Genomic DNA, 21,775 nt, shown 5'->3' with positions numbered 1-21,775 from the left:
GCGATCCGGGGTTGAACCTGGCGGCGCCCTCCCCCAGTCTCCGGCCTTCGAAAAAAGGAGTCGGCGCCAATGACCATCGCGATCGTTTCGGGCACGGGATTTCTGGGCAGCGCCACGGCCCGGCGACTGCGGGAGCGCGGCGAGGACGTGCTGGTCATCGCCCGCGGCCAGAGCCCGGTGGTGCTGGCCGACGGGGTGAGGTTCGAGAAGGCCGACCGCATGGACGGGGCGCGGATCGCGGCACTGCTCAAGGCCAACGGCGTCAGCGCCGTCATCGACATCTTCGCCCTCAGCCTGCGCAATTCGGAGCCGGTGATCGAGGCGGCGGCCGAGGCCGGCGCCCGCTACGTGCTCGTCAGCTCGACCGACGTCTATTCCAACTATGGCGGGTTGCTGCGCAAGGAGAGCCCGGCGGTGCGGCCCGAGCCGGCGACCGAGGACTCGCCGTTGCGCATGCTGCGCTATCCCTATCGCGGCAATCCGCGCCGGCCGCAGGGGGTCGAGGACGACCTGTTCGAGAACTACGACAAGATCCCGATCGAGGAATTCGCGCTCGCCCACGGCGCGCCGGAAGCCACGGTGCTGCGGCTGCCGATGATCTTCGGGCCGGACGACAAGCAGCACCGCTTCGCCTGGGTCATCGGGGGCGTCAGGCCGGGCGCCCCGTTCAGGCTCGACAAGCGCGGCGCCGCCTGGCTCAACTCCTATGCCTATGTCGACGACGCGGCCGAAGCGCTGGCGCTCGCCGCCACCCTGCCCGAGGCGGCGGGGCGCATCTACAACGTGGCGCAGCCCTTCGTGCGCACGCAGGCCGACTGGGCGCGGACGATCCTGACCCTGATGGGGGTCGACAACGAGATCGTGCTGGTCGAGCCCGGCGAAGGCGGGGTGCTGGCCGACCGGGCCGAGGCGATGGACCTCGCCTACCCGCTGACGCTCGACTCCCAGCGCATCCGCGACGAACTGGGCTATCGCGAGATCGTGCCGGAGGAGCAGGCGCTGCGCCGCACCATCGAGTGGGAACTGGGTAGCTAGGACACAACGCCAACCCAGTACTCGGTGTCATCCCCGCGGAAGCGGGGATCTCCGTTTGGCCGCGCACTCCGAAAACCGAGGTTCCCGCTTTCGCGGGAATGACCCGGTGGGTGAGGAGAGTGCGAGGCCACCCCAAACCACCCCCCTGCCCCGCATGGAATCCGTTGACTCCGCCACCCGCTACTTTAGTGTGACTAAAATTACGGGGGCGCAGGTGCCGGTAGTGAAGTTCGAGAAGCGTTCCGAGCCGGGCGAGGCGATCGCGCCGATCGATCCCGGGCTGGGGTCGCGGCTCAAGGATCGGCGCAAGGTGCTCGGCAAGACGCAGCAGCAGGTGGCCGAGGAGGCGAGCCTGACGGTCGGCTTCATCTCTCAGATCGAGCGGGGCATTTCCACCCCGTCCCTCGCCTCCCTGTTCAACCTCGCCAAGGCGCTCGAGACCACTGTCGACCAGTTCGTGTCCGACTCGCCGGCGCACAAGCACAGCGTCGTCACCCATTCCGGACAGCGCCAGACCTACAAGGTGGGCGGCACCTCGCGCTTCTACGAGTTCCTCGAGCGCGGCTTCCCCGAGGCACAGCTCAACGCCTGCATCTCGCACGTGCCGCCCGGGCACGCCTCCGAGGTGATGCGGCACGAAGGCGAGGAGTTCGTCTATCTGGTGTCGGGGGAAATGCTGTACGAGGTCGACGGCGTCAAATACGAGCTCAGGGCCGGCGACACGCTGCACTTCGACAGCCGCAAGCCGCACCAGGGCACCAATGTCGGGCGTGATCCGGCGATCGAGTTGTGGGTTGGTACGATGAGGTTGTTCCCCGAATGAGCGTGATCGACGCGGCAATCGCGAAGAAGCTTGCGGATGCGCTGGCCGACGGCCCGTCGGCGCTGTTCGCGGTGCTGTCCGAGCTGTTCACGGCCGTGCCGGGGATCCGCACGGCGACGTTCATCGCCACGGCGCCCGACAGGACCGTCACGCACCGGATCGGCACCTCCAACCCCCGGGACTTTCCCATCGGCAATGTCGACCCCGTCGACGACAGTCCGTGGAACCGGCGCATCCTCGTCGAGAAGAAGCCGGTGATCGGCGACAGCGTCGAAGGCATGGCCGCGTTCATTCCCGAGACCGACGGGCTCGTCGCCATGGGCTACGGCGCCTGCTCGTGCTTCCCCATCGTGATCGCGGGCGAGACGCGAGGCGTGGTAGCCTTGCTCGGCAGCGCGGGCGTCTTCACGCCGGCCGCGCTGGCCCAGATCGACGCGCTTCTACCCATCGCTGCGCTGACCTTCACCTTCGCGGGGATCAGCGAGCGATGACGACCAAGACAGCCGGCGCACCAAGCCGGCCGAAGACTTCAACCAGGGAGACTGCCATGCGTTTTTACAAAGCGCTCGTCGCAGTGGCACTCGGCGCGGTAATGACCGCGACCGGCGCCATCGCGGAAACGCCCAAGAATACCCTCGTCATCGCCGACGCGATCGACGACGTCATCACCCTCGATCCGGGTGAAGTGTCGGAAGTCGCCGGCGTGCTGGTCAGCCAGCAGCTGTACCAGCCGCTCGTCACCTTCGACATCAACGACCCGACCAAGATCGTCGGCGTGCTCGCCAAGAGCTGGGAAGTGTCGGCCGACGGCAAGACCTTCACCTTCAAGATGAACCGCGACGCCAAGTTCTCGTCGGGCAATCCGGTGACGGCCTACGACGCCGAGTTCTCGCTGCAGCGCCCGCTGCTGATGGACACCCGCATCTCGTTCATCCTGAAGACCCTCGGCCTCTCCAAGGAGAACGCCAAGGACAACATCAAGGCGACCGACGACGACACGCTGGTGCTGACGGTCGGCGACACCTACGCCCCGAGCTTCGTGCTCTACGTGCTCTCGTCCTATACGGGCGGCATCGTGGACTCCAAGCTGGTCAAGGAGCATGAGGTCGACGGCGACTTCGGCAATGCCTGGCTCAAGACTGCCAACTCGGCCGGCTCGGGCCCGTACGTGCTGACCAAGTGGGATCCCAAGCAGTCGATCCTGCTGAGCAAGAACCCGAACTACTGGGGCACCGCCCCGGGCGTCGAGCGGCTGTTCTTCCAGCACATGCCGGAATCGGCGACCGAACGCCTGGCGCTCGAGAAGGGCGACATCGATGTCGCCAACAAGCTCTCGCCCGACGATTTCGATGCCATTGCCAACAACAAGGACATCACGGTCCAGCAGGGCACCGACACGACGATCTACTATTTCGGCCTGAACCTCAGAAACGAGAACCTCAAGAACCCCAAGGTCGTCGAGGCCATCAAGTATCTCGTCGACTACAAGGGCATCGCCGACACCATCGGTCGCGGCACCCTGAAGGTGCACCAGACCATGATCCCCGAGGGTTTCCTCGGCGGCAACTCGGGCTACGAGCCCTACAAGTTCGACCTCGAGAAGGCCAAGGCCCTACTCGCGGAATCGGGCGTGAAGCTGCCGTTCACCCTCGCCACGGTCGTGTGGAACGTGCCGCCCTATACCGAGTACTCGCAGGCGATCCAGGCGACGCTGGCCCAGGCCGGCATCAACCTCGACCTGCAGGTCGTTGACGGCCAGCAGTGGCTCGACCGCTACCGCTCGCACGACCTCGACATCTGGATGGGCCTGTGGGGTCCGGATTATCCCGATCCGAACAGCAACGCCGAGACCTTCACGGTCAACAAGCCGGGCGACCCGGAGAAGTCCTCGACCCTGGCCGACCGCTTCGGCTGGAACTCGGGCGCTCTGTCCGACCAGGTCCTCGCCGCGGTCAAGGAGCAGGACACGGCCAAGCGCGAGCAGATGTACTTCGACGCCGCCAAGGCCCAGGCCGACGCCTCGCCGTTCGTCTACATGTTCCAGGGCGCCCGCAAGGTCGCGACCCGCGCCAACGTGAAGGGCCTCGTGCTCGGCTACACCTACTCCGACGACCGCTACGGCGGGGTGTCGAAGGAGTAAGGTTCACCTGTCGGACCGGAGGCCTCGGCCTCCGGTTCCCATCGGAGCGGCATTTGACGAACGTCAGCGCACAAACCTACCCCCACTCCTGTCCCTCCCCGCAACGGGGAGGGAGACGCTCACAGCAAGCACCGATGCCACTGGAGCGATCGCTTGTGAGCGCCGGTCACCTCCCCCCGTGCGGGGGAGGGACAGGGTGGCGGGTATGTTTTCCTCACTGAGCACAACGCCATGAACCGCACCCTGCGCCTCTTCACCAATGTCGGTACCTGGCTGATCACGGTCGCCATCACCCTGCTGGGGCTGGCGGCGCTCACCTTCTTCATCGGCCGTGTCGTGCCCATCGACCCCGTCATCGCCATCGTGGGCGAGAAGGCGAGCCAGAGCGTCTACGACCGGGTCTATCTCGAGCTCGGCCTCGACAAGCCGCTCTGGATGCAGTTCTGGGAGTACGTGACCAAGCTGCTCCGGGGCGACTTCGGCACGTCCTACTCGACCTCGCGGCCGGTGCTGCAGGACCTGCTCGACTATTTCCCGGCGACGCTCGAGCTGTCCACGCTCGGACTGTTCATCGGCGTCGTGCTCGGCGTGCCCATGGGTGTCGCCTCGGCCTACTGGCATGAGAAGTGGCCCGACCACCTGATGCGGATCGTCGGCCTCATCGGCTATTCGGTGCCGATCTTCTGGCTGGCGCTGGTCGCCCTGTTCGTCTTCTACCGCCAGCTCGGCTGGGTCTCCGGACCGGGCCAGGTCGACGTGTTCTTCACCGGCATCGTCACCCACGTCACCGGCTCGATCCTGATCGACAGCGCCATGCAGGGACACTGGGACGTGTTCTGGAACGCGGTCAGCCACATGATCCTGCCGGCGCTGCTGCTCGGCTACTACAGCCTCGCCTACATTTCGCGCATGACGCGCTCGGTGATGCTCGACCAGTTGAGCCGCGAGTACGTGCTGACGGCGCGCCTCAAGGGGGCGAGCGAGTTCCGCGCCGTGGCCGGGCATGCGCTGCGCAATGCCGCGATCCCGCTCGTGACGGTGATCGCGCTCAGCTATGGCGGGCTGCTCGAAGGCTCGGTGCTGGTCGAGACGATCTTCTCGTGGCCTGGCATCGGCAACTACATCTATTCCTCGCTGTTCGCCGCCGACATGAACGCCGTCCTCGGCGGCACGTTGCTGGTCGGCGTCGTCTTCGTCTTCCTCAACATGCTCAGCGACGTGCTTTACCGCCTCCTTGATCCTCGTTCCCGGGAGCTCTCCCGATGAGCACCACCGACCTTGTCGACGATCCCCGCCGCGCCGTCCGCGCCGCGCGCTGGGCCGAGTTCAAGCGCTTCGCGCGCCGTTTCCTGCGCAACCCGCTGGGGGTCGTCGGGCTCGTCATCGTCATCCTGCTGCTGTTCGTGGCAGCATTCGCGCCCTGGCTGGCGACGCATGATCCGTACCTGCCGAACCTTGCGGCGCGCCTGTCGGCGCCGAGCGCCGAATTCTGGCTCGGCGCAGACGAGCTCGGCCGCGACATCTACTCGCGCCTCGTCCACGGCTCGCGCCTGACGCTGCTGATCGTGGCGCTGGTCATCGTGACTTCGGCCCCGGTCGGGCTGATCGTCGGTGCGGTGTCGGGCACCGTCGGGGGATGGGTGGACGTGGTGTTCATGCGCATCACCGACGTGTTCCTCGCGGTGCCCAAGCTCCTGCTGGCGCTGGCCTTCGTCGCAGCGCTCGGGCCCGGCATCGTCAACGCCGCGCTCGCCATCACGCTCACCGCCTGGCCACCCTACGCGCGCCTGGCGCGCGCCGAGGCGCTGGTGGTGCGCAACTCCGACTATGTGAACGCGGTGCGCCTTGCCGGCGCCAGCGAGTTCCGCATCATCGTCTTCCACGTGATCCCGATGTGCCTGAGCTCGGTGATCGTGCGCATGACCTTCGACATGGCCGGCATCATCCTCACCGCGGCCGGGCTGGGCTTCATTGGGCTCGGGGCGCAGCCGCCGCTGCCCGAGTGGGGCGCGATGATCTCGACGGGTCGCAAGTTCATCTTCGATCAGTGGTGGATCGCCACGGTTCCGGGCGCCGCCATCTTCATCGTGTCGCTCGGCTTCAACCTGCTCGGCGACGCGCTGCGCGACCTGCTCGACCCGCACCTGAGGCAGCGCAATTGAGCAACCTCGTCGAAATCGAGAACCTGCGCGTCTCCTTCCGCAATGACGAGGGCGGCTACAACGACGCCGTGCGCGGCGTTTCCCTGACGCTTGGCCGCGAGAAGCTCGGCATCGTGGGAGAGAGCGGCTCGGGCAAGAGCCTCACCGGCCGCGCCCTGCTCGGCGTGCTGCCGCCCTACGCCCGCGTCAGCGTCGATCGCATGAGCTTTGACGGCATCGACCTGAAGTCCGCCTCCCCCCGGCTCCGCCGCTCGCTGCGCGGCGGCCGCATGGGCATGATCCTGCAGGATCCGAAGTTCTCGCTGAACCCGGTGATGACGGTGGGCAAGCAGATCGTCGAGGCGATCCGCATCGGCGACCGCAAGGTCGGCGCCGCCGAGGCGCGCACGCGCGCCATCGCCGTGCTCGAGTCGGTCCACATCCGCGACCCCGAGCGCGTGCTCGACCTCTACCCGCACGAACTCTCGGGCGGCATGGGCCAGCGCGTGATGATCGGCATGATGGTGGTGCGCGAGCCGGACCTGCTGATCGCCGACGAGCCGACCTCGGCGCTCGACGTCACGGTCCGCACGCAGGTGCTAAGCATCCTCGATGAGCTGGTGACGCGGCGCGGCATGGGGCTGATCTTCATCAGCCATGACCTGCACCTGGTGTCGCGCTTCTGCGATCGCGTCATCGTCATGTATGCCGGCCGGATCGTGGAGAGCATCGAAGCGAGCCGACTGAGCGAGGCGCAGCACCCCTACACGCAGGGATTGCTGTCGTGCCTGCCCCAGATCGATGGTTCACTCGAGCCGCTGCCGGTGCTGAACCGGCAGGCCAGCTGGGCGGAGGCGTAAAGCGTGCTGGAAGTTCATGACCTGAGCGTAGACTTTTCGGGCAAGATCGCCGTTCGAAACACCGGACTTACAGTGCAGTCCGGCGAGAGTTTCGGCCTCGTGGGCGAGTCCGGATCGGGCAAATCCACCATCCTCAGGACGATCATGGGCCTCAACCGCTCATGGTCGGGGACCATCAGGATCGACGGCCTCGACATCCGAAAGACGCCGCGCAAGCAGCTGGCACGCCTCGTGCAGATGGTGTTCCAGGACCCCTACTCCTCGCTCCACCCGCGCTACGTGATCGGGCAGCAGGTCGCGGAACCTATGCGAATCAACGGGTTACCAAACCCCGAGAAGCGTACCGCGGAGCTGCTGGAGTTCGTCGGGCTCGGCGGACCGAGGTTCCAGTTCCGCTTCCCGCACGAGCTGTCGGGCGGCCAGCGCCAGCGCGTCGCCATCGCCCGCGCCCTCGCGCTCAGCCCCAAGCTGCTGCTGCTCGACGAGCCGACATCGGCGCTCGACGTCTCGATCCAGGCCGAAATCCTCAACCTTCTCAATCGTTTACGCAAAGAACTCGGCCTCACCTTCGTGATCGTCAGCCACGACCTGGCGGTGATCAGCTACATGTGCGAGCGACTGATGGTGATGCGCAACGCCGAGCCGGTCGAGACGCTGACGCGCGAGCAACTGCGCGCCCGCGAGATTGCCGACGACTACACCCGCGCCCTCATCGCCGCAGCCTGACCTCGGGCGCCGCCCAAGGTTTGCCAATGACGCGCATAGGCTCCTATGGGGCGGACAAGACGCCACAGGTCAGTATAGTACACCCTTGTAAACCTCGCGGCGAGGTGAGGCGGGACAGTACGACGGCGTACTTCCCGCTATAAGGAGGACATATTTTGACACGGCAGAACATCGTTCTGGCGGGTGTTGCTACGGCAGCCCTGCTGGCAGGGCTTGGTATTGCCCAGGCGGCAGACGTTACTTACGAACGTCTGTTGAATCCGGAGGCGGGCAACTGGCTCACCAATAACCGCACCTACGACTCCAACCGCTATTCACCGCTCGACGAGATCACCAAGGCCAATGTCGGCGACCTGAAGGTGGCATTCACGGTGCCGCTGACGCCGTCCTCGAAGGGCGCCGGTGCGTTCTGGAGCTCGCTGCAGGGCACCCCGCTGGTCGAAGACGGCGTCATGTACATGTCGGACGGCTGGGGTCGCATCTACGCGATCGATCTCTCGAAGGGCGACCGCGGTCTCATCAAGTGGATCATGGATCCGCAGACCAGCCCCGAACTCGCCACCGGCATCCTGAACAACCGCGGCGTCGCGCTCTATGGCGACTCGATCTATTCGATCACGCCCGACTGCGGCTTCCTGCGGGTGAACAAGGAGACCGGCGAGGTCATCTGGCGGGTCGAAACCCAGCAGAACCCCGTCGAGTACTGCACGATGGCACCGCTCGCCATCAAGGACAAGATCATCATCGGCCCTGCCGGCGGCGACGGCCCGATGCGCGGCCGGCTCGAGGCCCGCAACCCCGACAATGGCGACGTCATCTGGACGTTCGAAACCATCCTCGACAGCTCATTCGACGAGGGCGGCGAGACGGGCGGCGGCGCGACGTGGGTCACCGGTGCCTATGACGCCGAAAAGAACGAACTGATCTGGGGTATCGGCAACCCCTACCCCGACTGGGAGCCGAAGAAGCGCCCGGGCGACAACCTGTACACGAACTCGACCGTGGCGATCGATGCCGACACCGGTGAGGTGAAGTGGCACTTCCAGTATACGCCGAACGACAGCTGGGACTTCGACGAAGTCGGCACCCAGCAGTTGTACAAGGCCAACATCAACGGCACCGATACGAACGTGCTCGGCCACTTCGGCCGCAACGGCTTCTTCTATAGCGTCGACGGCAGCAACGGCTCGTACCTCAACGGCTCGCAGTATGCCGAGAAGGTGACCTGGACGAAGGGCATCGATCCCAAGACCGGCAAGCCGCTCGAGTACGATCCGGCCGCGAAGGTGCAGAAGTACCTGGCCGAAACGCGCATGGACTTCGACCTGATGGACATGCCGGCCGACTTCGAGTTCTGCCCGTACTGGGAAGGCGGCGTGAACATGTTCCCGACCACCTACAGCCACGACACCAAGCTGGTGTACGGCCTGCTGATGGAAGGCTGCACGTACAACCCCAAGAGCCGCCCCACCGATGAGAAGGGCTACCTGACCGGCGCAGTGGTCGCGATCGACACCGCCACCGGCCAGATCGCCAAGCGTACCGACTTCAGCTCCACCGGTCGCGGCGGCCTGCTGTCGACCGCTGGCGGCATCGTGATCGGCACGAGTTCCAACGGCGACATCTTCGCGCTCGATGATACCAGCCTCGAGCGGCTGTGGAACTTCAACGTCGGCACCATGATCGATGCCCCGCCGATCACCTTCGCGGTGAACGGCAAGCAGTATATCGGTCTGGCTGTCGGCCCCGGCGGCGTGGGTCTCGGGTTCCACAACTATCCGGGCAAGAACTCCAACGCCGACGAAGCCGCGGCGGCACAGAAGTTCCAGCCCGCAACGACGATGTACTTCTTCTCCCTCTAGTCCAGAGGTATGGGCGGCGGCCAAAGGGTCGCCGCCTCTTCTCCAGTTTCAAGGATTGCCCCCATGCCGGCCCGCCTGCCTTCGCTTGGCCCCCTGCTTCGCCGCATGTCGCTGTTCGGCGCCATTGCGGTTCCGCTTCTTGCCTTTCCCGGTCTCGCAAGCGCCCAGGACGCGACGCCGACCATCGATGCGGCGCAGATCGAGCGCGGCTATGCGGTCTGGAAAGGGCAGGATTGCATCGGCTGCCATGGCTGGGCCGGCAATGGCGAGCGCATCGGCGAGAACCCCAAGGGACCGAACCTGCGTGCCATCGAACTCGATGCGGAAACGATCAAGGAAGTCGTCCTCTGTGGCCGGCCGGGGACGCAGATGCCGTATCATGACCCAGCCGCATATTCGGACGATCGCTGCTACGGCATGACCAAGGCGGACACTGCCGGCATGGAACTGATCAGGGGCAAGGACATGACGGCGAACGAGGCCACGGACCTTGCCGCCTACATTGTCGCCAAGCTGATCGGGCATCCCGAGCAGCCCAACCAGGAAGAATGCCAGGCCTACTACGGCAAGCGCCCCTTCTGCGCCAAGCTGCCGACGGCAGCCGAGCAGGGATACTGAGCCGATGCGGGCAGCCGCGATCCTGCGAGGCGGCGGGGTCGCGACGCTGATTGCGGTCGCGGCGCCGGCATCTGCCCAGGAACTTGATCGGCCTGACGTTCAGGACCTCGTGCTGGGCGCAGGAGCCGACGCCCAGCCGGGGCCGTTTCGCGAGTATGCGTGCGGCACCGATGGCGGCCCCGCCTCGATCGCCGTCGCCGGCTTCGACGAGTTCGCCCGGTGTCCCAAGGAATCGGGGACGGGGCTGCACGAGATCGCTTTCCGCTATGACGACGAGATCGAGTACTACGCGCTGGCCATGAACCTGAAGCCGGTGGCCGACCGCTATGGCGGCACGCGGTTCGGCTCATTTCCGGTGATCGTATCGGCGTTGTTCGACGATAGCGGCATCCTGCGCGGCTATCGCGTGGTCACCGATGATCGCGGCACGGTGCGGGAGCGGCGCATCGCCTACGCGATGGGCGTGTTTGCCAAGGCCCAGTTCAAGAGCGGCCAATGGACCTGCAGCAGCGAGCCGCTCGGCGAGGGCGAGACCCCGCTCGGCAATCAGTTCGTCAAGGAGGACTGTTCGACCACGATGCCCGGCGGACAGACGGCGAAGCTGCGCGTGCGACTGCTGCATCGTCCCGGCCAGGCAGCCGTGGACCCGTTTACCGGCGAGAAGCGCGTGGGCCAGTACGAGAGCACGGCCCGACTGGAAGTGTTCGATGCCGGCTGGGGGAGCGAGCGATGAGGCGCGCGCTCATCGTCATTGCCATGCTGTTTCTGGCGGCATCGGCGCCGCTCGCCGAGGACGGCACCGCCAGGGCCGCGTTCCTTGCCGGCACGAGCAACGACTGCCCGGGCTGCGATCTCAGCCGCGCCAACCTCACCTATCGCGATCTGAGCGGCGCGAACCTGGAAGGCGCCAACCTGACGAAAGCGCGGTTGCATCGCGCCGTGCTGGCGAAGGCCAACCTCCGCCATGCCGTGCTCGCGGGGGCAAACCTCAACCTGACGGACCTGCGATTCGCCGACCTGAGCAACGCGGACCTTTCAGGCGCACTGCTTTACGGGGCCAACCTGTCCGCAGCGGTGTTGCCGCATGCAAGGCTGATCGACGCACGCACGCAGCACGCCACGCTGGCGCGCGCGGACATGAGCGGCGTCGACTGGTCGGGTGGCGACGCGACCGAGGCGCGCTTGCCCGGGGCGATTCTCACCGGCGCAACGCTGACCAACATACATGCTCCACAGGCCGATTTCCGACGGGTGGAGTTCAGCGGCGCAGACCTGACAGGCGGGACTTTCTTCGAGACGGTCTTTTCGGGGGCCGATTTCAGCGGAGCCAGGCTGCGCGATGCCGATTTCCGCCAAGCCCGCTTCGAGAACGCCGACCTCACCAATGCCGACCTCAGCAACTCGCAGTTCCAGCAGGCCTGGACGCAGGGCATCGTGCTCGACGGCAGCATCCGCGACAATGTCGTCGGGCTGCGAATTCCGACAAAGTAGGCTGGTCGCAGGTTTCGACCGCGGTCATGAGCGCCGCGGGGGGCCTCGCAGAGGCCTGATCATGCGGCTCGGGCGGAGGAAGATGGGCCCGCGCGGCACATCCCGGACGACCTCTGGCGTCGCGCGACGACGCGGGCGCTGCATCACACAGTTCCGGCCAGGTGGTCGCGCCCCTCAAAGCGCCTCGAAGGTCGGCCGGGCGACGGCTGGTCTTCATGCGCGAGGGGGCGATAGCGATGCTCGCGTTAGTCGCCGATCGGCTGCATCGGGCCGCCGCCGGCCTCCAACGTGTTCAGGCTCTGCCGTACGCGGCGGAGCAGCTCAAGGACGCGTGGACCGATGGCTTCGGCGGCGGCCATGGCCAGGATATCCACAACCGCGAGCATGGCGAAGCGCGAGGCCGATGGCTTGTAGAGGAGGTTCTGGTCTTCCTCGAAGACAAAGGGCACCACGTGCTGCACGGCCGTGGCGAGCGGCGAGCCGGGCTTGGTGACGGCGATGCAGCTCGCGCCGTATTGCCGCGCCACCGCCACCGCATCGAGGACCGAGCGGGCGCGGCCGGAGGTGGAGAAGGCGACGATGACGGTGTGCTTGTCGGAGACGGACGCACTCATCGACTGCAGATGCGGATCGGCGTAGGCGGTGCTGTTGAGGCCGAGCCGGAACAGCCGGTTCTGCAGTTCGGTTGCCGCCATCGAAGAGTTCCCGCCGGAGCCATAGATGACGACGCGGCTCGAGCCGGCGATCAACTGGCCGAGGCCGGTGAGGTCGGATTGGGCCAGCGCAACGCTGATCAGATCGAGCGCGGCATGGGCGCGGCTGCAGATGGTCGCGACGACCTGATTCGACGTGTGCTGGCCTTCGACGCTCGCCTCATAGGCCCGGAGATAGGCGCCGCCGAGCGCGAGTGCCTGGGCGATGTGCACCTTCATGTCGCGGGTAGACGCGAAGCCGAGGGAACGAGCCAGACGGGTGACGGTTGGCTCGCTGACGCCGGCGCGCGCCGCGATATCGGCGATCGGTGCCGCCATGGCAAAGTGCAGGTCGCCCAGGATCGTCTCAATGAGCTGGACCTCGGCGCGGTGGCCACCCTCGAGGCGCGCCTTCAGCCGGGCGATGATATCGATGCGCGGTCCGGCATCGGCCTCGGCGGGACCGGCCATCACTGAACCCTGGCGGTCTCGGCGAGGCGGACGCCGGAGGCAGCGTCGAACAAGTGGATGTGCTCACGCTCGGCGGTCAGGCGGAGGATGCTGCCCGGTTCGGGGTCGAGGCGGATACGGAAGACGCAGCGCACCTCCTCGTTGGCGATCGTGCCGAAGACATGGGTTTCCGGCCCGGTGGGCTCGACAACCTCGACCTTGAACTGAAGCGCCCCGTCGTCGGCGAACACATAGTTCTCCGGTCGGATGCCGACATCGACGCGCGTGCCGTCCGGGGCATCGACGGGATTGACCGGCAGGGTGCCGCCACCCGTCAGGTCGACGACAGCGTCCGTGCCGCGACGGTGGTAGGTACCGGAGATGAAACTCATGGCCGGCGAGCCGATGAAGCTCGCGACGAACCGGTTGGCCGGCCGGTCATACAGTTCGAGCGGCGTGCCGATCTGCTCGATGCGACCCGCGTTCATCACCACGATGCGGTCAGCCATGGTCATGGCCTCGATCTGGTCGTGGGTGACGTAGACGATGGTGGTGCCGAGCTTCTGGTGCAGAGCCTTGATCTCGGTCCGCATCTGCACGCGCAGCTTGGCATCGAGGTTGGAGAGCGGCTCGTCGAACAGGAAGACCTTGGGGTTGCGCACGATGGACCGCCCCATGGCGACGCGCTGGCGCTGGCCGCCCGAGAGCTGGCCCGGCGTGCGGCCGAGATAGCCCTTGAGGTTGAGAATCGAGGCGGCGCGCCCGAGGGCCTGCTCGGTGGCGTCCGCCGGCTCGCGTCGCATGCGCGGGCCGAAGGTGATGTTGTTCCTGACGTTCATGTGCGGGAACAGCGCGTAGGACTGGAACACCATGGAGATGTCGCGCTTCTGGGGCGGGATCTCGTTGGTCCGCACCCCGCCGATATCGAGGTCGCCGCCGCTGATCTCCTCGAGCCCCGCGATCATGCGCAGGAGTGTCGATTTTCCGCAGCCCGAGGGGCCGACGAGCACGATGAACTCGCCGTCTGCGACATCGAGCGAAACGCTCTCGAGCACGGTGGTGGCGCCATAGCGCTTCTGGATATTGCGCAGGCTGAGCTCGGCCATTCCGACCATCTCCTCGTCCGGTATTCCGACCAGCAGGCTAACGCGACCATGTAATAAAGCAACACGTTTGTCACATTTCGCTTGAAAAATACCAGAATATGAAAAAACCTATCACGCAGGCGGAGGGAGAGCGCATGCGTGCCCAGCTCCCTCCAAAGCCTGCATTGAGGAAGGGAAAAATCATGTCGTTGCATTGGTTGAAAATCGCGGCCGCAAGCAGCGTGGCTGCCATTGCGCTCGCGAGCGCTGCCTATGCCCAGACGGTTCGTGTCACCGTCGCCGAGTACAGCTCCAAGACCGGGCCGTATTTCGAGAAGGCCGCCAGCGAGTTCGAAGCGGCCAACCCCGGGACCGACATCCAGATCGAAGTCGTGCCGTGGGATGTGCTGCAGCAGAAGCTAACCACCGACATTTCGGGTGGCGCCAACGCCGATCTCGCCATTATCGGCACCCGCTGGCTGATCGACTACGTTTCGCAGGGCGTTGCCGCCCCGCTCGACAGCTACCTCACCGACGAGGTGAAGGGCCGTTTCATCGACACGTTCCTCAGCCCCTCGGTCATGGACGGCAAGACCTACGGCCTGCCGATCGCGGCCTCGGCCCGCGCGCTCTACTACAACAAGGCGCTGTTCGAGAAGGCCGGCATTGCCGCCCCGCCCGCTACCTGGGACGAGCTCAAGGCTGACGCCGAAAAGATCAAGGCTCTCGGTGGCGATGTCTACGGCTACGGCCTTCAGGGCAAGGAAATCGAGACCGACGTCTACTGGTATTACGCGCTCTGGTCGCAGGGCGGGAACATCCTCGACGCCGACGGCACCTCGGGCCTCGACAGCGAGGCGGCCTACAAGGCAGCCGAGATCTACAAGGGCCTGATCGACGGTGGCCTCACCGAGCCCGGCGTCACCTCGCTCAGCCGCGAAGACGTGCAGAACCTGTTCAAGCAGGGTCGCGTCGGCATGATGATCACGGCGCCGTTCCTGGCCAACCAGATCAAGGAAGAAGCCCCGGACCTCAAGTACGGCGTCGCCGCCATTCCGGCCGGCCCGAACGGCGATCGCGGCACCTATGGCGTGACCGACTCGATCATCATGTTCGAGAACAGCCAGAACAAGGACACCGCCTGGAAGTTCCTCGACTTCATCTTCACCACCGACAAGCGCGCCGAGTTCGATGCCAATGAAGGCTTCCTGCCGGTCAATGCCGAAGAGTCGAAGATGCCGATGTTCGCCGACAACGCGGACCTCAAGGAGTTCGCCGCGCTGCTGCCCGACGCCCGCTTTGCTCCGGTCATCCCGGGCTGGGAAGAGATCGCTTCGGTGACCTCGAACGCGCTGCAGAAGATCTACCTCGGCGAAGGTGAGATCAAGGCGACCCTCGATGCGGCCGCCAAGGAGATCGACGGCATCATCGCCGCCAACAAGTAAGTGAACTTGGTGGCCGGGCCCCCGGGTCCGGCCACTCCCCCCTGGCCCAGCAAAAGGTCCGTTGCGCGCATGAACCGGTCGATCTTCACCAACCCCTATGTGCTGATCGCGCCTGCGTTCCTGCTTGCCGCCTTCATCATCCTGTGGCCGCTGTCGCAGATCGGCGAGATCTCGATCAGCAACGTCAACCGCTTCGGCCAGCTCAAGGGCTTTGCCGGGCTCGAGAACTTCGCGGCGGTGGTCGGCGATCCGCAGTTCCTCGCGGCGGCCTGGCGGACCGTCATCTGGACCCTCGGCATCGTCGCCGGCACCATCTTGCTGTCCGTTCCCGTCGCCCTGGTCCTCAATGAGGATTTCCACGGTCGCGGCATCGCGCGCATCATCGTCATGCTGCCCTGGGCGGTATCGCTGACCATGACGGCGATCGTCTGGCGCTGGGCACTGAGCGGGGAGAGCGGCATGCTCAACTCCGCGCTGAAGGGCCTCGGGCTCGTCGACCAGAACATCCAGTGGCTGGCGGCCGCCGGAACGGCCTTCCCGATGCAGATCGCGATCGGCATCCTGGTCTCGATCCCGTTCACGACCACCATCTTCCTCGGCGGGCTGTCGTCCATCCCCGACGATCTCTACGAGGCGGCCAGGCTCGAGGGCGCGAGCAGTTGGCAGATCTTCTTCTCGATCACCCTGCCCCTGCTCCGCCCCTTCATCAACATCGCCGTGGTGATGAACACGATCGGCGTGTTCAACTCCTTCCCGATCATCTGGGTGACGACGCAGGGCGGGCCGGCCAACTCGACCGACATCCTCGTGACATACCTGTACAAGCTCGGCTTCTCGTTCGGAAAGCTGGGCGAGGCTTCGGCGCTGTCGCTGATGATGTTCGCCCTGCTGCTCTTTTTCACCATCATCTACGTACGGCTCGCCATGCGGGGAGAACGGGCATGAAGCTCTCGCGCAGGATGAAGCGGACGATCTTTTCGTGGCTGGTGCTGTCGCCCCTGGTGGTGGCGGTGCTGTTCCCGTTCGCCGTGATGTTCATCACCGCGATCAAGCCGGCGACCGAAGTGCTGCAGCCGACCTGGTGGCCGAGCGCGCCGCAATGGCAGAACTTCATCACCATGTGGCAGGCGACCAATTTCGGCGCGGCGCTGTGGAACTCGGTCTATGTCGCGGTGCTTTCGACGCTGCTCTCGCTCGTCGTATCCATTCCCGCAGCCTATGCGCTGAGCCGCTTCCGCTTCGTCGGCAAGGGCTTCGTGCAGCAGTTCCTGCTGGTCAGCCAGATGCTTTCGCCGATCGTCTTGGTGATCGGGCTGTTCCGGCTGCTGGTCGCCCTGAAGCTGCTCGACAGCCTCAATGCCGTGGTGTTCGTCTACGCCACGTTCAACATCGCCTTCTCGGTATGGATGTTGCAGAGCTATTTCTCGACCATCCCCAAGGACCTCGAGGAGGCCGCCTGGATGGAGGGCGCAACGCCCTGGCAGGCGCTGCGCAAGGTGTTCCTGCCCCTGGCGCTGCCGGCGATGACCGTGACGGCGATCTTCTCGTTCATCAACGCCTGGAACGAGTTCGTCATCGCGCTCACCATGCTGCGCAACCAGGGCAGCTATACGCTGCCGATCCAGGTGTTCTCGCTGGTGGCCGGCCGCTACACGGTGGAGTGGCACCACGTGATGGCGGCGGCCTTTGCCGCGACCATCCCGGTCGCCATCGTGTTCGCCTGGCTGCAGCGCTACCTGGTGCGCGGCCTCGCCCTCGGGGCGGTGAAATAGGACCAGCACACCGGTTCGAATGCTCGTGGCTGCGGCGGCCACGTCCAATGACAATGAGGAGACTCAAATGGCAACCGCAGGCGACACGCCTAGCTATGATCTCGTCCTGAAGGGCGGTCGCGTCATCGACGAACGCAACGGCGTGGACGGACATCTCGACGTGGCGATCAAGGGCGGCAAGATCGCCGCGGTCGGCGCATCGATCGACCCCAACGGCGCCAAGGTGAGCGACGTGAGCGGCGCGATCGTCGCGCCCGGGCTCATCGACATCCACACCCACGTCTACCACAAGGCGACTTCGCTGAGCGTCGACCCGGGCTTCATCGCCCGGCGCTCGGCGTGCACGACGCTGATCGACGCGGGCAGCGCCGGCGCGGGCAACTATGACGGCTTCCGCGACTACGTCATGGCGCATTCGCCCTACCGCATCCTCGCCTTCCTCAACATCTCGTTCCCCGGCATCTTCGGCTTCGACAGGGACGTCTCGATCGGCGAGGCCACGGCGCGGGCCATGCTGCCGGTGCACCGGTGCGTCGACAAGATCGAAGAGAACCGCGACCGCATCATCGGGGTGAAGGTGCGCATCGGCGGCATCGTCACCGGCGACCTCGGGCTCGGCGCACTGGAACTGGCCCTCGAGGCGGCCAATGAAGTCGACCTGCCGCTGATGACCCATATCGGCCATCCGCCGCCGAGCTATTCGGACGTGGTCGACATGCTGCGGCCCGGCGACATCCTCACCCACTGCTACCGCCCGGAGCCGAATTCGGCGATCGGCCCGGACGGCAAGGTGCTCGACGCGGTGTGGAAGGCGCGCGAGCGCGGCGTGCTGTTCGACATCGCGCACGGCATGGGCGCCTTCGGCTACGACACGGCCGAGGCAGCGCTCAGGGACGGGTTCAAGCCCGACCTGATCTCGTCGGACGTGCACGTGATCGCGGTCGAAGGCCCGGGCTACGACCTGCTGCACACGATGAGCAAGCTGCTCAACTGCGGGCTGTCGGTGGCTGAAGTGATCGGCATGTCGACCAGCCGCCCGGCGCTCGCCATCCGCCGGCCGGATCTCGGTCATCTCGGCGTCGGCGCACCGGCCGATATCGCCGTGCTGCGCGAGTACAAGAGCGACTACGTGTTCACCGACGTGGTGGGCACGCAGCGCCAGGGCTCGACCCTGCTGCAGCCGGAGGCAGTGTACCTCGACGGCAAGAGCATGGAAGTCAGCCGCCGGCCGTTCGAGGAAAGCTTCCTCGTCGGCGGCCATCACGCGCACTAGGAGCAGACCATGGCTGGACAATTCGCCGGCAAGACCATCGCGATCACCGGCGCGGCCGGCGGCATCGGCCAGTGGCTGTGCCGCTTCTTCGGCGACGAAGGCGCGACAATCGCGGCCATCGACCGGGTCGAGAAGGTCAACGACCTTGTCGACCGGCTGGGCAAGGACGGCATCACCGTGAAGCCGGCGGTGGTCGAGATCACCGACGCCTCGGCCGTCCAGGCTGCCTTCGCGGGCTTTGGCGACGTGCATGTGCTGATCAACAATGCCGGCGTCTCGCGCTACAAGACGCTGCAGCAGACGGCGCCGGCCGACTGGCAGGCCGACGTGGATGCCAACCTCAACGGCGCCTACAGCTGCGCGCATGCAGTACTGCCGCAAATGGTCGAGCGCCGCTCGGGCAACATCGTCAATGTCGGTTCGGTCAACGGACTGAGCGCGCTGGGCGACCCGGCCTACAGCGCCGGCAAGGCCGGCATGATCGCCATGACCAAGGCGATCGCGCAGGAATACGGCCGCTACGGCATCCGCAGCAACATCGTGCTGCCAGGCACGGTGCGGACGCCGATCTGGGACGAGCGCAAGGCCAAGGACCCGAACGTGCTGAAGACGCTCGAGCGCTGGTACCCGCTGGGCCGCATCGTCGAGCCGGAGGAAGTGGCGCGCGTCATCGCCTTCCTCGCCTCGGACATGGCGAGCGCCGTGACCGGCGCAGCGATCCCCGTGGATTGCGGCCTGACATCCGGCAACATCGTGATGGCGCGCGAGCTGACGCTCGAGGACTTCTAGCGAGGCGGGCCGGCCCGGCGAGGGGCGCTAGAAGCCTGATTCGGCGTTTCCATTGCAGAGCACGGGCGGTGCCGGCATAGTGATGCCGACACCCCCTGGGCAATGGATCCGACCGATGGCCACCAGCAAGACCGCCAAGGCTCCCGTGAAGAAGGCCGAGACCAAGCAGGTCTTTTCCGACGTCGAACTGGAGGCCATGCAGGCCGCGAGGAATGAACGCCGGAAAGGCAGCAAGGCAGACGGCGAGGCCGACCTGAAGGCCGCAATCGAGAAGCTGGAAGGCCTCGACCGGACCATCGCCGAAGGGCTGCATCGAATCGTGACGGCGAACGCGCCATCCCTGTTGCCCAAGACCTGGTACGGCATGCCTGCCTGGGCGAATGCCGACGGCAAGGCCGTGTGCTTCTTCCAAGCTGCGAGCAAGTTCAAGGCCCGGTACGGGACGTTCGGCTTCAACCCGGAAGCCAGGCTCGACGACGGCAATATCTGGGCCACGTCGTTCGCGCTCCTCAAGCTTGGCGCGGACGAAGAAGCGCAGATCACCGCCCTGCTCCGAAAGGCAGTCGGCTGAGTCACGACGGTCAGATCGATGGGAAGGAATGGTGCTGCAAGAGAGGATTGAACTCTCGACCTCTCCCTTACCAAGGGAGTGCTCTACCACTGAGCTACTGCAGCGTACGCTTGGGGCTCGGGCGGGGGCGCCCGGCGGCGTGGCGCGGTTACTGCCACAGGGTTTTGCCCCACGCAAGGTAAAAAAGCTTGCAAAAGGGACACAGGCGGCAGCGCCCTGCCCTGCTACACAGATCCGGGGCCGCGCCGGGTTGGGCGCAAGCTTGGAACGGGTGCCGCTGAACCGATGGCGCAGGAAACGCGCGAGCAAAGATTAGCCGCAAAGCTCCGTGAGAACCTCAAGCGGCGCAAGCAACAGGCGCGCGCCAGGTCGGCGACCCAGCCGGCAACGGGCGGTAAACCACAATCTGATACGGAACGACCGGGTGACGACGGCGGGCAGGCCGCGTTGAAGCCGGGACGTGACTCGGATAGCTAGGACACGGGGCGCCTCGCCCCCATAGTCGGGAAACACACATGGATCGCATTCGGCTGGTCGGCGGCAACGAACTGGTGGGCGAGATCCCGATTTCGGGCGCCAAGAACGCGGCGCTGCCGCTGATGATCGCCTCGCTGCTCACCAAGGAGCCGCTGATCCTCGAGAACGTGCCGCGCCTCGCGGACGTGAACCAGCTCGAGAAGATCCTCGAGAATCACGGCGTGGACATCGCCGTGCACGGGCGCCGCGCGGCGACGCTCGACGGGCAGCGCATGACGCTCGAGGCGGCCGAGATCGTCGACACCACGGCGCCCTACGAGCTGGTCTCGACCATGCGGGCGAGCTTCTGGGTGATCGGGCCGCTGCTGGCGCGGGCGCACGAGGCCCGGGTGTCGCTGCCGGGCGGCTGCGCCATCGGCACGCGGCCGGTGGACCTGTTCCTCTACGGCCTCAAGGAGCTTGGCGCCGAGATCGAGATCGACGAGGGCTATGTCGTCGCCAAGGCGCCCAAGGGCGGGCTGCGCGGCGGGCACGTGGTGTTCCCCAAGGTCACGGTCGGCGCGACGCATGTGCTGATGATGGCGGCAACGCTTGCCAGGGGCACGACGGTGATCGAGAACGCGGCGATGGAGCCGGAGATCACCGACGTCGCCGAGTGCCTGGTGAAGATGGGCGCCAGGATTTCCGGCATCGGCACGCGCACCCTCACCATCGAGGGCGTGGACGAGTTGCATGGCGCGACGCATACAGTGGTTGCCGACCGCATCGAGACCGGCACCTATGCCATGGCCACGGCGATGGCAGGTGGCAACGTGCTGCTGAAGAACGCCCACCCCAGGCACCTGCAGGCGGCTCTGGATACGCTCAGCGCGGCCGGCGTGCGGATCACGCCCGAGGCGGACGGCATCCGCGTCTATCGCAACGGTAACGGCATCCAGGCCGTCGACGTCGAAACCCAGCCCTTCCCGGGCTTCCCGACCGACCTGCAGGCGCAGTTCATGGCGCTGATGACCATGGCCGACGGCACCTCGACGATCCGCGAGACGATCTTCGAGAACCGCTACATGCATGTGGCCGAGCTCGCCCGCTTCGGCGCCGACATCAAGGTCGACGGCCAGGTGGCGACGGTCGCCGGCGTCGGGCAGTTGAAGGGCGCGCAGGTGATGGCGACCGACCTCCGTGCCTCGGTGTCGCTGGTCATCGCCGGTCTTGCCGCCAGGGGCGAGACGGTGGTCAACCGCATCTACCACCTCGATCGCGGCTTCGAGCGGCTCGAGGACAAGCTGAGTGCGGTGGGCGCCGAGATCGAGCGCGTCACGGGCTGACGCGCTTCGATGGCCAGCCAGCACCGGGCGTGCTGATTTGTCCGACAGCCGTGCGGCTTCGGAGTTTGTCAAAGAGCCATCCCCTTTGCGGGGGATGAAGCGAACGGGCCGGCGGGGCCTTTGCCCCTCGCGGTAGTCCGCAGAATGAATGAGGCTCACGCCTCGCCGGCCGATCGGGGTTTTGGGCCTATGGCACGCGG

The 21,775-nt window shown here is 66.0% G+C and carries 21 protein-coding genes and 1 tRNA gene; 19 read left to right on the top strand and 3 right to left on the bottom strand.

Annotated elements, in window-relative coordinates:
- Nucleotides 1-69 precede the first annotated feature (69 nt).
- The 12 genes from J0I99_RS14050 to J0I99_RS13995 all read left to right on the top strand — a co-directional run bounded on the left by J0I99_RS14050 (nt 70) and on the right by J0I99_RS13995 (nt 11,696).
- On the top strand, nt 70-1,035 hold the full coding sequence (locus tag J0I99_RS14050) for an NAD-dependent epimerase/dehydratase family protein (RefSeq protein WP_291398334.1): 966 nt from the start codon (nt 70-72) through the stop codon (nt 1,033-1,035).
- 223 nt (nt 1,036-1,258) lie between these two features.
- Nucleotides 1,259-1,858, top strand: a complete 600-nt coding sequence (locus J0I99_RS14045; RefSeq protein WP_291398333.1) for a cupin domain-containing protein — start codon at nt 1,259-1,261, stop codon at nt 1,856-1,858.
- Nucleotides 1,855-2,349, top strand: coding sequence for a GAF domain-containing protein (locus J0I99_RS14040; RefSeq protein ID WP_291398332.1), 495 nt, complete (start codon nt 1,855-1,857; stop codon nt 2,347-2,349). Before J0I99_RS14045 ends, J0I99_RS14040 begins: the two co-directional genes overlap by 4 nt.
- A 56-nt stretch (nt 2,350-2,405) precedes the next feature.
- Nucleotides 2,406-3,998: an ABC transporter substrate-binding protein gene (locus J0I99_RS14035; protein WP_291392283.1), complete on the top strand. Its 1,593-nt coding sequence runs from the start codon at nt 2,406-2,408 to the stop codon at nt 3,996-3,998.
- 231 nt (nt 3,999-4,229) lie between these two features.
- Nucleotides 4,230-5,264 (top strand): ABC transporter permease, encoded by a 1,035-nt coding sequence (locus J0I99_RS14030; protein WP_291398331.1) that lies wholly within the window; start codon nt 4,230-4,232, stop codon nt 5,262-5,264.
- Nucleotides 5,261-6,160: an ABC transporter permease gene (locus J0I99_RS14025; RefSeq protein ID WP_291392286.1), complete on the top strand. Its 900-nt coding sequence runs from the start codon at nt 5,261-5,263 to the stop codon at nt 6,158-6,160. The genes J0I99_RS14030 and J0I99_RS14025 overlap by 4 nt, the downstream gene beginning before the upstream one ends.
- Nucleotides 6,157-6,999, top strand: coding sequence for an ABC transporter ATP-binding protein (locus J0I99_RS14020; RefSeq protein ID WP_291398330.1), 843 nt, complete (start codon nt 6,157-6,159; stop codon nt 6,997-6,999). The genes J0I99_RS14025 and J0I99_RS14020 overlap by 4 nt, the downstream gene beginning before the upstream one ends.
- A 3-nt stretch (nt 7,000-7,002) precedes the next feature.
- Nucleotides 7,003-7,725, top strand: a complete 723-nt coding sequence (locus J0I99_RS14015; protein ID WP_291391088.1) for an ABC transporter ATP-binding protein — start codon at nt 7,003-7,005, stop codon at nt 7,723-7,725.
- 155 nt (nt 7,726-7,880) lie between these two features.
- Nucleotides 7,881-9,587: a PQQ-binding-like beta-propeller repeat protein gene (locus J0I99_RS14010; protein WP_291398329.1), complete on the top strand. Its 1,707-nt coding sequence runs from the start codon at nt 7,881-7,883 to the stop codon at nt 9,585-9,587.
- A gap of 63 nt (nt 9,588-9,650) precedes the next feature.
- On the top strand, nt 9,651-10,205 hold the full coding sequence (locus tag J0I99_RS14005) for a cytochrome c (protein ID WP_291394034.1): 555 nt from the start codon (nt 9,651-9,653) through the stop codon (nt 10,203-10,205).
- A gap of 4 nt (nt 10,206-10,209) precedes the next feature.
- A complete protein-coding gene (locus J0I99_RS14000; protein WP_291394032.1) occupies nt 10,210-10,938 on the top strand; it encodes a hypothetical protein in 729 nt (242 codons plus the stop codon).
- A 23-nt stretch (nt 10,939-10,961) separates the two neighbouring features.
- On the top strand, nt 10,962-11,696 hold the full coding sequence (locus J0I99_RS13995) for a pentapeptide repeat-containing protein (RefSeq protein WP_291398328.1): 735 nt from the start codon (nt 10,962-10,964) through the stop codon (nt 11,694-11,696).
- Between the two features lie 245 nt (nt 11,697-11,941).
- Here J0I99_RS13995 and J0I99_RS13990 read toward each other — a convergent pair whose 3' ends face one another.
- Nucleotides 11,942-12,859 carry a MurR/RpiR family transcriptional regulator gene (locus tag J0I99_RS13990; protein ID WP_291394028.1) on the bottom strand — a complete coding sequence of 306 codons (918 nt, stop codon included), beginning with the start codon at nt 12,857-12,859 and terminating at the stop codon, nt 11,942-11,944.
- Nucleotides 12,859-13,944 carry an ABC transporter ATP-binding protein gene (locus tag J0I99_RS13985; protein ID WP_291398327.1) on the bottom strand — a complete coding sequence of 362 codons (1,086 nt, stop codon included), beginning with the start codon at nt 13,942-13,944 and terminating at the stop codon, nt 12,859-12,861. The genes J0I99_RS13990 and J0I99_RS13985 overlap by 1 nt, the downstream gene beginning before the upstream one ends.
- Before the next feature lie 182 nt (nt 13,945-14,126).
- Between J0I99_RS13985 and J0I99_RS13980 the strand changes: the two genes are divergently transcribed.
- The 6 genes from J0I99_RS13980 (at nt 14,127) to J0I99_RS13955 (ending at nt 19,773) form a co-directional block, all read left to right on the top strand.
- Nucleotides 14,127-15,368 carry a sugar ABC transporter substrate-binding protein gene (locus J0I99_RS13980; protein WP_291398326.1) on the top strand — a complete coding sequence of 414 codons (1,242 nt, stop codon included), beginning with the start codon at nt 14,127-14,129 and terminating at the stop codon, nt 15,366-15,368.
- Between the two features lie 69 nt (nt 15,369-15,437).
- A complete protein-coding gene (locus tag J0I99_RS13975) occupies nt 15,438-16,313 on the top strand; it encodes a carbohydrate ABC transporter permease (protein ID WP_291398325.1) in 876 nt (291 codons plus the stop codon).
- Entirely contained in the window at nt 16,310-17,140 is an 831-nt protein-coding gene (locus J0I99_RS13970; protein ID WP_291398324.1) for a carbohydrate ABC transporter permease, read from the top strand. Before J0I99_RS13975 ends, J0I99_RS13970 begins: the two co-directional genes overlap by 4 nt.
- 67 nt (nt 17,141-17,207) lie before the next feature.
- Nucleotides 17,208-18,413: an amidohydrolase/deacetylase family metallohydrolase gene (locus J0I99_RS13965; RefSeq protein WP_291398323.1), complete on the top strand. Its 1,206-nt coding sequence runs from the start codon at nt 17,208-17,210 to the stop codon at nt 18,411-18,413.
- 9 nt (nt 18,414-18,422) lie between these two features.
- Nucleotides 18,423-19,202: an SDR family oxidoreductase gene (locus J0I99_RS13960; protein WP_291398322.1), complete on the top strand. Its 780-nt coding sequence runs from the start codon at nt 18,423-18,425 to the stop codon at nt 19,200-19,202.
- Nucleotides 19,203-19,317: 115 nt separating this feature from the next.
- On the top strand, nt 19,318-19,773 hold the full coding sequence (locus J0I99_RS13955; RefSeq protein ID WP_291398321.1) for a hypothetical protein: 456 nt from the start codon (nt 19,318-19,320) through the stop codon (nt 19,771-19,773).
- Between the two features lie 29 nt (nt 19,774-19,802).
- Here the strand turns inward: J0I99_RS13955 and J0I99_RS13950 are convergent.
- Nucleotides 19,803-19,877: transfer RNA gene (locus J0I99_RS13950), tRNA-Thr, on the bottom strand.
- Between the two features lie 411 nt (nt 19,878-20,288).
- Here J0I99_RS13950 and murA point away from each other — a divergent pair.
- Complete coding sequence (gene murA, locus J0I99_RS13945) at nt 20,289-21,575, top strand: UDP-N-acetylglucosamine 1-carboxyvinyltransferase (protein ID WP_291398320.1); 1,287 nt, start codon at nt 20,289-20,291, stop codon at nt 21,573-21,575.
- Nucleotides 21,576-21,775 lie beyond the last annotated feature (200 nt).

Origin of the sequence: Devosia sp., from assembly GCF_017307495.1 — a bacterium.
Classification (GTDB): Bacteria; Pseudomonadota; Alphaproteobacteria; order Rhizobiales; family Devosiaceae; genus Devosia_A.
This window is presented reverse-complemented; position numbering and strand designations above follow the sequence as displayed.

Coding starts and splice junctions, on each gene's coding strand:
- J0I99_RS14025 (WP_291392286.1), top strand. CDS start 5,261: ATGAGCACCACCGACCTTGTCGACGATCCCCGCCGCGCCGTCCGCGCC.
- J0I99_RS13965 (WP_291398323.1), top strand. CDS start 17,208: ATGGCAACCGCAGGCGACACGCCTAGCTATGATCTCGTCCTGAAGGGC.
- J0I99_RS14005 (WP_291394034.1), top strand. CDS start 9,651: ATGCCGGCCCGCCTGCCTTCGCTTGGCCCCCTGCTTCGCCGCATGTCG.
- J0I99_RS14000 (WP_291394032.1), top strand. CDS start 10,210: ATGCGGGCAGCCGCGATCCTGCGAGGCGGCGGGGTCGCGACGCTGATT.
- J0I99_RS14035 (WP_291392283.1), top strand. CDS start 2,406: ATGCGTTTTTACAAAGCGCTCGTCGCAGTGGCACTCGGCGCGGTAATG.
- J0I99_RS13975 (WP_291398325.1), top strand. CDS start 15,438: ATGAACCGGTCGATCTTCACCAACCCCTATGTGCTGATCGCGCCTGCG.
- J0I99_RS13970 (WP_291398324.1), top strand. CDS start 16,310: ATGAAGCTCTCGCGCAGGATGAAGCGGACGATCTTTTCGTGGCTGGTG.
- J0I99_RS13960 (WP_291398322.1), top strand. CDS start 18,423: ATGGCTGGACAATTCGCCGGCAAGACCATCGCGATCACCGGCGCGGCC.
- J0I99_RS13995 (WP_291398328.1), top strand. CDS start 10,962: ATGCTGTTTCTGGCGGCATCGGCGCCGCTCGCCGAGGACGGCACCGCC.
- J0I99_RS13955 (WP_291398321.1), top strand. CDS start 19,318: ATGGCCACCAGCAAGACCGCCAAGGCTCCCGTGAAGAAGGCCGAGACC.
- J0I99_RS13985 (WP_291398327.1), bottom strand. CDS start 13,944: ATGGCCGAGCTCAGCCTGCGCAATATCCAGAAGCGCTATGGCGCCACC.
- J0I99_RS13980 (WP_291398326.1), top strand. CDS start 14,127: ATGTCGTTGCATTGGTTGAAAATCGCGGCCGCAAGCAGCGTGGCTGCC.
- J0I99_RS14040 (WP_291398332.1), top strand. CDS start 1,855: ATGAGCGTGATCGACGCGGCAATCGCGAAGAAGCTTGCGGATGCGCTG.
- J0I99_RS14050 (WP_291398334.1), top strand. CDS start 70: ATGACCATCGCGATCGTTTCGGGCACGGGATTTCTGGGCAGCGCCACG.
- murA (WP_291398320.1), top strand. CDS start 20,289: ATGGATCGCATTCGGCTGGTCGGCGGCAACGAACTGGTGGGCGAGATC.
- J0I99_RS13990 (WP_291394028.1), bottom strand. CDS start 12,859: ATGGCCGGTCCCGCCGAGGCCGATGCCGGACCGCGCATCGATATCATC.
- J0I99_RS14030 (WP_291398331.1), top strand. CDS start 4,230: ATGAACCGCACCCTGCGCCTCTTCACCAATGTCGGTACCTGGCTGATC.